The organism is Sphingobium salicis subsp. salicis (genome assembly GCF_049472635.1).
Classification (GTDB): Bacteria; Pseudomonadota; Alphaproteobacteria; order Sphingomonadales; family Sphingomonadaceae; genus Sphingobium; species Sphingobium yanoikuyae_A.
The window spans coordinates 3,828,438-3,841,618 of the sequence record NZ_JAYRCS010000001.1; the positions used below are offsets into that span (position 1 = coordinate 3,828,438).

At 64.7% G+C, this 13,181-nt stretch carries 9 protein-coding genes; 1 reads left to right on the forward strand and 8 read right to left on the reverse strand.

The genetic code is table 11. From position 1 onward, the window contains the following. Positions 1-268 precede the first annotated feature (268 nt). On the forward strand, positions 269-2,383 hold the full coding sequence (locus tag VHN57_RS18520; RefSeq protein WP_423284834.1) for a TonB-dependent siderophore receptor: 2,115 nt from the start codon (positions 269-271) through the stop codon (positions 2,381-2,383). 19 nt (positions 2,384-2,402) lie between these two features. Here the strand turns inward: VHN57_RS18520 and VHN57_RS18525 are convergent, their stop codons facing one another. From VHN57_RS18525 to mnmA, 8 genes are all read right to left on the reverse strand, one after another. Continuing rightward, positions 2,403-4,394 (reverse strand): alpha/beta hydrolase family protein, encoded by a 1,992-nt coding sequence (locus VHN57_RS18525; RefSeq protein ID WP_423284836.1) that lies wholly within the window; start codon positions 4,392-4,394, stop codon positions 2,403-2,405. Positions 4,395-4,448: 54 nt separating this feature from the next. Further along, positions 4,449-6,572, reverse strand: a complete 2,124-nt coding sequence (locus VHN57_RS18530; RefSeq protein WP_278986328.1) for a sodium-translocating pyrophosphatase — start codon at positions 6,570-6,572, stop codon at positions 4,449-4,451. Between the two features lie 227 nt (positions 6,573-6,799). Beyond that, a complete protein-coding gene (thiL, locus tag VHN57_RS18535) occupies positions 6,800-7,717 on the reverse strand; it encodes a thiamine-phosphate kinase (protein WP_278986327.1) in 918 nt (305 codons plus the stop codon). A 155-nt stretch (positions 7,718-7,872) separates the two neighbouring features. After that, positions 7,873-8,319: a transcription antitermination factor NusB gene (nusB, locus tag VHN57_RS18540; protein ID WP_004208836.1), complete on the reverse strand. Its 447-nt coding sequence runs from the start codon at positions 8,317-8,319 to the stop codon at positions 7,873-7,875. A gap of 84 nt (positions 8,320-8,403) precedes the next feature. Further along, positions 8,404-9,690, reverse strand: coding sequence for a histidinol dehydrogenase (hisD, locus tag VHN57_RS18545; protein ID WP_278986326.1), 1,287 nt, complete (start codon positions 9,688-9,690; stop codon positions 8,404-8,406). Further along, positions 9,680-10,342: an ATP phosphoribosyltransferase gene (hisG, locus tag VHN57_RS18550; RefSeq protein ID WP_004208839.1), complete on the reverse strand. Its 663-nt coding sequence runs from the start codon at positions 10,340-10,342 to the stop codon at positions 9,680-9,682. The genes hisD and hisG overlap by 11 nt, the downstream gene beginning before the upstream one ends. Positions 10,343-10,407: 65 nt before the next feature. Further along, a complete protein-coding gene (locus VHN57_RS18555) occupies positions 10,408-11,871 on the reverse strand; it encodes a CYTH and CHAD domain-containing protein (RefSeq protein WP_278986325.1) in 1,464 nt (487 codons plus the stop codon). A 101-nt stretch (positions 11,872-11,972) separates the two neighbouring features. After that, the gene (mnmA, locus tag VHN57_RS18560) at positions 11,973-13,079 is read right to left on the reverse strand and encodes a tRNA 2-thiouridine(34) synthase MnmA (protein WP_010336936.1); all 1,107 of its coding nucleotides are present in this window, start codon (positions 13,077-13,079) and stop codon (positions 11,973-11,975) included. Between the last annotated feature and the right edge of the window lie 102 nt (positions 13,080-13,181).

Sequence of the window (13,181 nt, forward strand, 5' to 3'; positions counted from 1 at the left end):
TTGCTCTCCAACAGGGTTGGCGGGCCTCTATGACGATTCGATTACATGGCAGCGTCAATCTGATTGCCATTTTGTGACAATGGCAGTCCGGATGATTGCTGATGCGCACATCCTCCGTCCGGCATTCGGCGGACCGGAACATGTCGCGCTAAATCAGCCTGTTACATATTGCAATATAGTCGCAATATCATTAGCCGGGCGACATCGAGGAGAGGCCAGAAGGAGCGAACGGGCTCCATTCTTCGTCCATTTCAACGGGATCGCCGCCTTGCCCAGCCTCCGCCTCGCGCGTCTTTGCGCCCTGCCCTTCCTGTTTGCACCGCTGCCCGTGCTGGCGCAGGCCCCGCTCGATGCGGCCGCCGGCGACAGCGACATCCTGGTTACCGCCCGCGCACAAAAACTCTATCGCGTCGAGGATAGCGAGATCGGCAAGATCCCGGCCGATCCCATGGACATTCCCCAATCCGTCCAAGTCATCACCAGCGAACTGATCCGCGATCAGGGCGCCCGCGACATCACCGACCTTTATCGCAATGTCGCGGGCGTCAGCGCCAACCAATATGCCACCGTTACCTATCGCGGTTTCCGACAGGAATCGATGTTCTATGACGGGCTGCGCGGCGACCCGTTCCAGGGCTTCGCCGTGCCGAACCTGTTCAGCATCGACCGGGTCGAGTTTCTGAAGGGGCCGGTCGGCATGCTTTACGGCGCCAGTTCGCCCGGCGGCATGGTCAATTATGTGACGAAGAAGCCGCAGGACAAGTTCGCCGCATCGGTGCGCGCGGTGGTCGGCAATTATGATCGCTATGGCGCGTCGGGCGAAGTGACCGGGCCGATCGACGCTAATGGCGTGGTCGCCGGGCGGGCCGGCCTGTTCTATGAAAGCTTCGACACGGTGCAGCGCTTTTCCGGCAGCCGCAGCTTGGTCGCGGACGGCGGGCTGAAGTTCAATCTGGCGCCCGACACCAGCCTGACGGTGCAGGCGACCCGTTATGACCAGGATCTGCCCGGCAACCGGCTGCGTGGCGTGGCGATCGATGCGGACGGCAATTTCCTGGCCGACCGGAGCTGGACCCATAATGAAAAGAACGACAGACTGGACCTGAAGGGCACCGTGCTGCAGGCGCGGCTCGACAGCCGGCTGTCGGATGCGGTCAGCATCAATGCATCGGGCCGCTGGTTCCGCTACACCGAATATCAGCGCTATCATGAGCCGCTGGGGCCGATCGACACCGACGGCGATGGCGTGGTCGATACCCAGCCGCGCGAATTCCGATCGCAGCATCGCACGATCGAGGGCGCGAGCCTGGCGAGCAACATGATCGCCAGGCTGGAAACCGGCGGGATCAAGCATACAATATTGGTCGGCGCCGACTGGTATCGCGAGACGCAGGATTTCAGCGGCGTGACGATCAAGGGCGTGCCGGGCCTGTCGCTGAGCAATCCCGTCTATGGCCTGAGCAACCCGACCGAGGCGGACCTAGCCGGCCTGACGCCGGAAGTGAATGCGTCGCGCGCCCATCGCTATGGCGTCTATGCCCAGGAACAGGCAGATATCGGCGAGCATGTCATCCTGGTCGGCGGCGTGCGCCATGACTGGTTCGACGACAAGGACGAGATCGGTGGCGCCTATGCCGATGGCGGTCGCTGGAGCTGGCGCGTCGGCGGCATCTACAAGCCGGTCCAATCCGTCTCCCTCTATGGCAGCTATGCCCAGAGCTTCGAGCCGCAAAGCCCCGACAACCAGAACCCGGCCGTCGGCGGCCCCTTCGCCCCGATCGCCAGCCGCCAGTTCGAGGTCGGCGCCAAGGGCGAACTGATGCAGGGCAAATTACAGCCGACGATCGCGCTCTATCATATCGTGCGCAACGGCATCGTGCAGGTCGATCCCGATCTGGAACCGGTCAATGGCCTGGACCAGCTGTCGCCGGTCGGCGAAGTCACCAGCAAGGGGATCGAGCTGACGGTGGCGGCGGATATCAGCAAGAATTGGGTGCTAACCGCCAATTACGCCTATAATGATGCGCGCATCACCGACAGTGCGGAAGGCGCCACGATCGACAATGCGGTCGGCGGCCGCTTCCCCAACGCCCCGCATCATCAGGCCGGGCTATGGTCCCGCTATCAGATCCCCGCCTGGGGCACGGCGCTGGCGCTGGGCGGCCAATATGTGTCGGGGCAGATCGACCGGCGCGGCGCGCATATTCCCGGCTTTACCGTGTTCGACGGCAGCATCACCCAGGATCTGGGTTTTGCCGAGGCGATGATCCGGGTCGAGAATATCTTCGACAAGACCTATGCCGTCGCCACCTTCGACGCGCGCAAGGGCGCCTTTGTCGGCCGGCCGCGTACCGTCTTCCTGGAATTGCGGCGCGACTTCTGACGGTCGCGCCGCGCCCCGATCAGGCGGGGTTATGCGCTTTCAGAAAGGCTTCGAGCTGCTGGAGAAATTCCAGCCGGTCGGCCTGGCGCGAGAAGAAATGGTCGGCCAGCGGCTGTTCGACATAGATATAGTCGCGGCCATCCACCTTGCCGGCAGTCTTGAGCTTTTCCGCCATCTCGCGGGATTGGCCGACCGGTACGCGCCGGTCCTTCTTGCCATGCATCAGCAGGATCGGCGTCGAGAAGCCGGCAGCATAATTGATCGGCGAGACGACAGCAAAATCGGGCGCCTGCTCCTTCAGCCAGTCGCCACTGGCACCGGAATTCAGGAAGCGCCGATCATAGCGCATCATCGCGCCGAGATCCGACACGCCGGCATAGGAGACGGCGCAGCGATATTTGCCGCCATCGCGCTGGGCCGCGCGCATCGCGGCATAGCCACCATAGGAGGCGCCGACGACGCAGACTCGCTTGGCGTCCGCAATGCCCTGCTTCACCGTCCAGTCGACCGCGTCATTGAGGTCATCCTGCATGGCACGGCCCCATTGGCCCTCGCCCTTGGCCGCGAATTCCGTGCCATAGCCCGATGAGCCGCGATAATTGGGCTGGATCACCGCATAGCCGCGATTGGCCAGGAACTGCACCCACCAGTCCCAGGTCTCCGCGTCGCGGGCGAAGGGGCCGCCATGAGGCATGAGGATGAGCGGGAGATCCTTCGCCTCCTTGCCATAAGGCAGGGTCAGCACCGCCGCGATCTCCAGACCGTCACGCGCCTTGTAACGGATCGTCTTGACCGGCGAGAGTTGAGGCCGGACGCCCAGCGTCTCGCTGACCTTCGATAGCAGCGACATGGCGCCATAATCGGTGTCGTAATAATAATAGGCCCCCGGTTGGCTGGCCGCACCGACATGGACGATCAGTTTCTTCAAATCCTGGCTGGTCGAGATGATGCGCGCGCGGCGATCGCCCACGGCCTTGTCGATATCCGCCTGAATCTTCGCCAAAGTCGGGTCGAACCAGTGAACGGCTGGCGCGTCGGCCGTGTAGCGCACGCCCGCCATGCCGGTGCCAGCGGCATCAACCTCCAGCCCGCCAAGATCGAAGCCGGGCGCTTCATAGAGCTTTTTGCCCAATTCAAGCGTGCCTAGGTCCAGTTCATAGAAGGCATCGGTGCCGTCGCGATCGTCGCTGGCGATCGCCTTGCCCGGATCGGCAGTGAACAGCATCGGCACGATCAGCGATTCATGGCGGCGCCGATTGGCTTTGTCGGCCACGCGGAAGCTGCCGCGACCATCGGGGCGGTAGAGCAGTTTCGAGGAACGGGTCGTGTCATTATAGCCCACCCCCATGCGCACCGCGCCAGTCGCATCGGCATACCAGCTGCGCACATATTGGCGCGACGCAACGACGGTGCGCATCTTGCCGGTGCTGACGTCCACCTCGCTGACCTGCGGCCAGAAACCAAGATCATCATAATAGATGGAGGTCTGGTAGGAGAGCAGGATGCGCGGGCTGCCATCACGGGCGACCCAGATGACATCGTCGCCATTTTGCGCGGCGACAGCCTTGGCAAGGATGCTGGCCTTGGTGCCGTCCGCCTTGATGCTGGCGACGCGGCTGATCGACCAGGGCATACCCTGCACATTGGTTTCCGCGCCGATGCCGACGATCAGCCAGTCATTATTGACCCAGCGCCACCAGTTGAGGTCATTTTCGCCCAGGCCCATGGTGCGAACATTGCCGCCTTTCACTTCGGCGATCACCAATTGCTGCACACCCTTGATCGCGATCCGCGCGGCGACGCGCGCGCCATCAGGCGAGAGTTCGGGTGAATCCATTGCCGGCAGTTCGGCGAAGGCCTCGATCGGCCAGGTCTTGGCGGTTGTCGCGGACACCTTGGCAGCGTCGGCCTTGATCGCATCGGTTTGCGCAGAGACAGCAGGTGCAAAAGCCGCGAGCGCGCAGGCTGCGGCGGATAGAAACAGTTTCAAACATACCCCCCAGTCAAACATGACCCCGCCTGTTGCCGGGCGGGGTCATCGTCAGTCCGGCAATTTAAAACCGGGTTAAGCGCCGTGCGCAAGCGCCGCGAGCAACAAGAGCGCCACGATATTGGTGATCTTGATCATGGGATTGACCGCCGGGCCGGCGGTATCCTTGTAGGGGTCACCCACCGTGTCGCCGGTCACCGCAGCCTTGTGCGCCTCGCTACCCTTGCCGCCATGATGGCCATCCTCGATATATTTCTTGGCATTGTCCCAGGCGCCGCCGCCCGACGTCATCGACAGGGCGACGAACAGGCCCGAGACGATGACGCCCAGCAGCAAAGCGCCCAGCGCGGCAAAGCCGTTGGGTACGCCCGCGACCGCCGCGATGATGAAATAGACCGCGATCGGCGCCAGCACCGGCAGCAGCGAGGGGATGATCATTTCCTTGATCGCGGCGCGGGTGACGAGGTCGACGGTGCGGGCATAATTGGGGCGCGACGTCCCTTCCATGATGCCCTTGTTGGTGGCGAACTGGTCACGCACATCCTTGACCACGTCGCCGGCCGCGCGGCCGACCGCCGTCATACCCATCGCGCCGAACAGATAGGGCAGCAGCGCGCCCAGCAGCAGGCCGACGATGACATAGGGGTTGGACAGGCTGAAATCGACCGGCTCGGTGAGGCCGAGCGCCGAGTTGTAGAATTTGAGATCCTCCGTATAGGCGCCGAACAGCACCAGAGCCGCCAGGCCGGCCGAGCCGATGGCATAGCCCTTCGTCACCGCCTTGGTGGTGTTGCCGACCGCGTCGAGCGCATCGGTCTTCACCCGGACGCTGTCATCGAGATGGGCCATTTCGGCGATGCCGCCGGCATTGTCGGTGACCGGGCCATAGGCGTCGAGCGCGACCACCATACCCGCCAGCGCCAGCATCGCGGTGGCGGCAAAGGCGATGCCGATCAGGCCCGCCAGCTGATAGGCGACGATGATACCGACCACGATCACGATCGTCGGCAGCGCGGTCGATTCCAGGCTGATCGCCAGACCCTGGATGACATTGGTGCCATGGCCGGTTTCCGATGCCTTGGCGATCGAGCGGACCGGGCGGTAATTGGTGCCGGTATAATATTCGGTGATGACGACCAGCAGGCCGGTGACGGCAAGGCCCACCATCATCGACCAGAACAGCGCCATGCCGGTATAACCGCCGACGCCATCCAGATCGGTGCCGAACGAGGTATTGAGATCACCCAGCGTATAATGGGTGACGAACCAGAGCGCCGGGATCGACAGAAGCGCAGTGGTCCAGAAACCCTTGTAGAGCGCGCCCATGATCGACTGGCTGGCGCCGAGACGGACCATATAGGTGCCGATGATCGAGGTGATGATGCACACCCCGCCGACGATCAGCGGCAAGGCCATCAAGCGCATCAGGAAGGCGTTGTCGACGCCGGTTACCAGCAATGCGGTCAGCACCATGGTGGCGCCGACGGTGACGACATAGGTTTCGAACAGGTCGGCCGCCATGCCGGCGCAGTCGCCGACATTGTCGCCGACATTGTCCGCGATCACTGCCGGGTTGCGTGGGTCATCCTCCGGAATGCCAGCCTCCACCTTGCCGACCAGATCAGCACCGACATCGGCCGCCTTGGTGAAAATGCCGCCGCCCAGCCGCGCGAAAATCGAAATGAGGCTGGCGCCGAAGGCCAGCGCGACCAGGCTGTCGATCACCAAACGATCATCGGGCGCATGGCCGGCCGGGCCGGTCAGATACCAGAAGAAGACACTGATCGCGAGCAAGGCAAGGCCCGCCACCAGCATGCCGGTGATCGCGCCGGCGCGGAAGGCGACGGTAAGGCCGCTCTGCAGCGTGCCGCGCGACGCCTCTGCCGTGCGCACATTGGCGCGGACCGAGATGTTCATGCCGATGAAACCGGCCGCGCCCGACAGGATCGCGCCGATCAGGAAGCCGACGGCAGAAGTTATCCCCAGGAAAAGGAAGACAAGGACGGCGACGACGATGCCGACCACCGCGATGGTGGTATATTGACGGCCAAGATAGGCTTTTGCCCCCTCCTGGATCGCCCCCGCGATCGCCTGCATCGTATCGTTGCCCGCCGGTGCGGCAAGCACCTGGCGACTGGTGAAAAGCCCGTAGAGCACGGCCAGCAGGCCGCACCCTATGGCGATATGGACTATCTGCATGCTTGTTCCTCTCCCCCTATTGTTGCTGTCATCGATCGCTCCGCAGGGAATGACGGGCGGGCGAAGGGCGCAACAGCGGGCGGCCGGACGGGGGAACGCCGGCATCGGGCACCGCGTCAATCAGCAACAGGACGATGCGCATCGGGCGCTCCAACCGGCTGAGAATAGGGTGATAGGAAGCTACAGGTCAGGCGCCGCGCGTCAAGCCGGTAGCGCAATGATCCAGATCAGCCATGTTCCCAGCCAAGCCGGTCGGGCAGCGGCATGACCGCGCCGTCGATCAGCAGGGTCAGGCCCGCCCCTTCTGCGAAACGGCCGATCGGGATTGCGCGCACCGGCGGCGACACGCCGGGTGGCAGCGCGAAAAGCAGTTCATAATCGTCGCCGGCGCGGGCGGCGGCGAGCTGGATCGCGGTGCTGGCACCGCGCACGCTTTCGAGCGCCGGGGATAGCGGGATATGGTCGATGGTGACGGCGAGGTTGCTGGCCGCGCCCATCCGCGCGGCATCGATCAGCAGGCCGTCGGACAGGTCCATCATGGTGGTCGCGAGGCGGGCGAGCAAGGTCCCCTCTGCCAGGCGCGGGCGCGGTCGGCGATAGGCGGCGACCAGCGGGCCGGATGCGGCAGGATCGGCGCGGGCAAGGTCGAGACCAATGCCGGCATCGCCGACCGGCCCAGTGACATAGAGGCGATCCCCCGCACGCGCGCCGGCGCGGCTGGGGACCGGCATGCTGGTCGCTTCTCCGATCGCGGTCAGGCTGTAGCTGCGCGGTGCGCCGGCCGGCATGCTGACCGTGTCGCCACCGAGCAGCGGCATGGCGTAGCGCTCCAGCGCCTCGCCCAGACCTTCGAGGAAGGCGGCGTCCCAGCCATCGTCGCCCGACAGGCTGTAGTTGAGCAGGCAGCCCACCGGTTTCGCGCCCTTGGCGGCAAGGTCCGACAGATTCACCGCCGCCAGTTTCCAGCCGATATCGGCCGGCGGATCGGTGGGAAGATAATGGACGCCCTCCACCATCGTGTCGCTGGTAAGGATGAGGCGCGTGTTACCGACCGGCAGCACCGCGACATCGTCCTGCAAACCCTGCGCAGCGGGATCATGGGCGAGCAGGCGCAACAGTGTGAGGAAGCGGGATTCGGCGGACATGATATAATCTCTATCCCAGCACCCGCTTCTACAGAAATCACCCGTCATCCCCGCGGACGCGGGGATCCATTGCGCGCTATGTTGGCGAGGAAGCGCTGAATGGATCCCGGATCAAGTCCGGGATGACGTCCATTACAGAACGCGTCCGTGCAACCTTATTTCCGCACGTCCTTCGACACGCCGTCGAGCAGGCCGTTGACGAAGCCGGCTTCGCGCTTGTCGTAGAAGGCGTGGGCGACGTCGACATATTCGCTGATGACGGTGCCGGTCGCGACGTCCTGACGGGCGAGCAGTTCATAGGTGCCCGCGCGCAGGATCTGGCGCATCGGCTTGTCGAGGCGGTCGAGGGTCCAGCCGCTCGACAGGCGCGCGCTGATCAGCCCGTCAATCTCGGCGCGACGGCGATCGACGCCCGACACGACGTCATCGAAGAAATTCTGCTCAGCCTCGGCATAGGTCACATCCTCGATCGTCGCGCCCAGGCGATGTTCGTGGAATTCATGCAGCAGCAAATGGAGCGGCGTGCCCTCCATTTCGAGCTGGTAAAGCGCCTGGACCGCGGCAAGGCGCGCGGCGGAGCGGGATTTGGAGCGGTCGTTCATGCGGCTTTCTAATCCGTGAATATCATGCCTGTCGAGAAGCCCGCATAACCGGTTCTCGACAGGCTCGAACCGAACGGGAAGAAATCAAAGCCGCAGCGCGACCGATGCGGCGTGAGCGGGCAACCCTTCCGCCTCCGCAAGAGCCACGGCCGCGGGGCCGATCGCCTGGATCGCGTCGGGGGTAAGGCCAAGAAAACTGGTGCGCTTCATGAAATCGAGCACCGAAAGGCCCGAGGAAAAGCGCGCCCGGCGACCGGTCGGCAGCACATGGTTGGGGCCAGCGACATAATCGCCCACCGCCTCCGGCGTCATACGGCCGAGGAAGACCGAACCGGCATGGCGGACCTGCGCGAAATAGCGGTCGGGATCGTCGACAGCGAGTTCAAGATGCTCGGGCGCGAGTCGATCGACCAGCGGCATCGCCTCGTCCAGATCGCGCACCAGGATGATCGCGCCATTGGCGGCCCAGCTGGTGGTGGCGACGGCCTGCGTCGACAGCAACGGCAGGCGGCGCATGACGGCCTGTTCGACGGCGTCGGCAAAGGCGGCATCGTCGGTGAACAGGATCGACTGGCTGGTCGGATCATGTTCCGACTGACTCAGGAGATCGGCGGCGATCCAGTCGGCATCGTTCTGGCCATCGGCGACGACGACGATTTCGGACGGGCCGGCGACCATGTCGATACCGACCACGCCATAGAGCTGGCGCTTGGCTTCGGCGACCCAGGCGTTGCCAGGACCGGTGATGACGTCGACCGGCTTGATCCGATCGGTGCCATAGGCCAGCGCGGCGACGGCCTGCGCGCCACCGACGCGCCAGATTTCCTCGATCCCTGCAATCTGGGCAGCGGCCAGCACCAGCGGATTGATCTCGCCCTTGGGCGTCGGCGTGACCATGGCGATGCGCTGTACGCCCGCGACCTTGGCCGGGATGACATTCATCAGCAGCGAGCTGGGATAGGCGGCGCGACCACCGGGCACATAGAGGCCGGCGGCGTCCACCGCAGTCCAGCGCGCGCCAAGGCGCACACCGGTGCTGTCGACGCCGTCGCTATCCACCGGCCTTTGCTTTTCATGATAGGCGGTGATGCGCGCGGCGGCGAGTTCGAGCGCGTCGCGCAGCGGCGTCGACAGGCCATCGAGCGCGGCGCGGCAATCCGCCGGGTCGACCGCCCAGCCGCTGACGTCCAGATCATGATGGTCGAAGCGGCTGGTATAATCGGCGAGCGCCGTGTCGCCATGGGCACGCACAGCCTTCAGGATGGCGCCGACGTCGCGCGACACATCCTCGTCCGCCTCGCGCCGGGCATCGACCAGAGCGGTGAAATCGGCCGCGAAACCGGCGACCTTGCTGTCGAGCCTAAGCGGCATCGCGCACCTCCACGGCCTTGCGGAACGCCTCCACCAGCGTGGTGAGATCGGCCGAACGCATCTTGTAGGCGGCGCGATTGACGATCAGCCGCGCCGAGACGGGCATGATGATCGCGGTCTCGACCAGGCCATTGGCCTTGAGCGTGGCGCCCGAGGACACAAGGTCGACGATGCGGCGCGACAGGCCAAGCGAAGGCGCCAGTTCCATCGCGCCATTCAATTTCACGCATTCGGCCTGAAGCCCGCGCGCCTCATAATATTTGCGGGTGAGATGCGGATATTTGGTGGCGACGCGGACATGGCTCATCGCCGCCTGATCCTCGTCGCCCGCATCCGCCGGCTCGGCGACCGACAGGCGGCAATGGCCGATATTGAGGTCCACCGGCGCGTAAAGTTCGGAATAATCGAACTCATCGACTACGTCGGAACCGACGATGCCGATCTGGGCTGCGCCATGGGCGACGAAGGTCGCCACGTCGAAGGCGCGCACGCGGATGATCGACACATCGGGCCGGTTGGTGGCGAAGCGCAGCGCCCGGCTCTTCTTGTCATGAAATTCCGCCTCCGGTTCGATACCGGCTTTGGCGAGCAGGGGCAGCGCCTCTTCGAGGATGCGGCCCTTGGGGATGGCGAAGGTGATCGGGCGAGTCATGACCGGCGGGCCTTAGCCATCGACGCGCCAAAGCACAAGATTTTCGGGCTAGGAGAACGGGAAGCTCAGTCCCAGAAGCGCCTGGTGTCGAGCAGAGCGGCATAGGCCTTTTCGGCGCGGCGCAGCAGACGGCGCTGCGCCTTGTCATCCGGCGCGGGCAAATCGAAGCCGATGCCGGCCGCCGCGAGGGTGGCGGGCGCGGTCGCCAGATCGTTGAGCGCGCCCAGATCATCCTGCAGCTTTTCCAGCATGGCGGAGAAGGCAGCATGGCGTCGCTGCTGCTTGTTCTTGGGGAAAAGCGGCGCGAAAAATTCGCTGGCGTAGCGCAGCTTCTTGGCGGCGATGCGAGCCTGGTGGCGCCGCTCGTCACTGCGCCTGGCAAGATGCTTCCCCTTGCGCTTCAGCCGCTTGCGTCGATCCGACAGGATTTCCTCAGCAAAGGGCCTGACAGGCGCATGCAGCAACGCGGCATCGGCCGGTCGGCTACACCAGTCGCCCAGCGCCAGCCATTCGGCGAGATCCAGCATCAGGATGCGGGTCTCGCGCGCCTGCAGGCGCAGTTCGGCATCGGCCAGCGCTTCGGCCCGGACAAGCGCGAGGCGGGCGGCGGCATCGTCGGGCAGACTGGGCAGCAGCACGTCGATATTGCGGACCCGGCCAAGCGTGGCAGCCAGTGCGCGCAGACCATCCTTGAGCGGCGCGAGTGCCGGATCGCCCGCCAGTACCGGCGCAAAGATCGACAGCGCCGAGCGCAGCCGACGCAGCCCCACCCGCGCCTGATGCAGCGCGCCGGGCGCGCCAGTGGTGAACAGCAGATCCTCGTTCAGGCGGAATTGGCGGATGCAGCCTTGAGCGATGGCACGAAAGGCCTGTTCGACGGTTGCGTCGGGTGCGATCGCAATGGGTTCGGCCTTTGCCGGCTTGCGCCGTTCCTTCGCGAGCAGGGCATAGCCGCGGTCCGACTTGGAACGCATGCCCAGGCGCAACGGCACCAGGTCGTTGAGCTGGCGGGCCATCGAAAAAAGCAGGGCCGGTTCACCCGACAATAATTCCAGTTCCACCTCTGCCAGCGGGGTGGCACGACGGCCGACCCGAACCCGGCCAATGTCGATCGCGCATTCGACCCGCTGTCCGTCCCGATCGAGCCGATGCACGGTGCGTTCGATATCGGTGACGAAAATCTTGTCGGCGGTCGCGACAGTGGCGGCGCCGACGGCCCGATCGAGCGAACCGGGAATCGAATCGAACAGCGGGACATTGCCCTCGACCGGCTTTTCCCATTCCGAGCGGGCGAACAGGCCAGCCGCCCTGCCGCCATCGGCCTTGATCGTCTGGACATGGGCCCGCCCCTTGCGCCGGACGCGCAGAGAAAAGCCGGCACGATGCAGATCGAGCGCGGGCGTATCGAAATAGGTCGCAACCAGATGAGCCGCCTGCCCCTTCTGCCCCGCGAACAGCGGTGCATCGGCCAGCAAGGCGTGATCGGCCGGATCAAATTCCAGCTTCAGCTCGACTTCGCGGTTGTCCATCCGTGCGCCCCTTGTTGCGAGCGGTGCCGTCAGGGCGGGGACGCTAGATCGAATCGGGCGCGAAAGGAAATATAATTGTCATAATTGGCCGTGCCGCCGGCTCAGGCGGCCTCGGCCAGCGCAGCCTCGGTCGCGGCGATCCAGCCGCCGCCCAACACCTGATCGCCGGCATAAAGAACCGCCGCCTGCCCCGGCGCGACGCCATATTCGGGCGCGTCGAAGATTAGCCGATCGCCTTCCAGACGCGCTGGAACAGGCTTAGCCATCGAGCGGACCTTGGCTGTCAGAGGTCCGGTGAAATCCCGACCGAGCCAGTTGATGTCGCTGAGGCGTGCGCCCGACACGGCCAGCGCAACCTTCGGCCCGACGATCACCCGCCGTCCTTCGGCATCGAGCCGCACGACATAGAGCGGTTCTGCCTGGCCGCCGATCTCCAGCCCCTTGCGCTGGCCGACCGTATAATGGATCAGCCCCTTGTGCCGGCCCAGCACCCGGCCGTCGACATGGACGATGTCGCCGCCCTCGTCAGCATCGGGGCGCAGCTTGCGCACGATCTTGGCATAATCGCCATCGGGCACGAAGCAGATGTCCTGGCTGTCGGGCTTCAACGCCACCGACAGGCCGAGTTCGGCGGCGATTTCGCGCACCTGCGGCTTGGGCAAACCACCCAGCGGGAAACGCAGATAGTCGAGCTGCGCCTGAGTCGTGGCGAACAGGAAATAGCTCTGGTCGCGCGCGGGATCGGCGGCGCGGTGCAGTTCGGCGCCCTGCGGCCCTTCAACCCGGCGGACATAATGGCCGGTCGCCAGACAGTCGGCCCCTAGGTCGCGCGCGATCTGGAACAGGTCGGTGAACTTCACCCCCATATTGCATTTGACGCAAGGGATCGGGGTGCGCCCGGCCATATATTCATCGGCAAAGTCGGCGATCACCGAATCGCGAAACTGGCTTTCATAATCAAAGACATAATGCGCAATGCCGATGCGGTCGGCGACGGCGCGCGCATCGCGGATATCCTGGCCCGCGCAACAGCTGCCGGTACGGCCGACGGCGGCGCCATGATCATAAAGCTGGAGCGTCACGCCGATCACTTCCGCGCCGGTTTTCGCGGCGAGCGCGGCGACGACGCTGCTGTCCACGCCACCGGACATGGCAACGACAATGCGCCGCTGCGAGAGCGGCTCTGGGAGCTGAAATTCGGGCTGCATGGCCGCCCATATAGTCGCAGGCGGCGCCGCGTTCCAGCACCTTCCCCAAGAGGCGCATCGTTTCGATGACGAAAATGTGTCCGGCATTTACCGGACCTTATC

Bases quoted from the DNA above. Each gene is read 5' to 3' on its own strand.
- mnmA (WP_010336936.1), bottom strand. From the start codon at position 13,079: ATGCAGCCCGAATTTCAGCTCCCAGAGCCGCTCTCGCAGCGGCGCATT.
- thiL (WP_278986327.1), bottom strand. From the start codon at position 7,717: ATGTCCGCCGAATCCCGCTTCCTCACACTGTTGCGCCTGCTCGCCCAT.
- VHN57_RS18525 (WP_423284836.1), bottom strand. From the start codon at position 4,394: ATGTTTGACTGGGGGGTATGTTTGAAACTGTTTCTATCCGCCGCAGCC.
- hisD (WP_278986326.1), bottom strand. From the start codon at position 9,690: ATGCCGCTTAGGCTCGACAGCAAGGTCGCCGGTTTCGCGGCCGATTTC.
- hisG (WP_004208839.1), bottom strand. From the start codon at position 10,342: ATGACTCGCCCGATCACCTTCGCCATCCCCAAGGGCCGCATCCTCGAA.
- VHN57_RS18555 (WP_278986325.1), bottom strand. From the start codon at position 11,871: ATGGACAACCGCGAAGTCGAGCTGAAGCTGGAATTTGATCCGGCCGAT.
- nusB (WP_004208836.1), bottom strand. From the start codon at position 8,319: ATGAACGACCGCTCCAAATCCCGCTCCGCCGCGCGCCTTGCCGCGGTC.
- VHN57_RS18530 (WP_278986328.1), bottom strand. From the start codon at position 6,572: ATGCAGATAGTCCATATCGCCATAGGGTGCGGCCTGCTGGCCGTGCTC.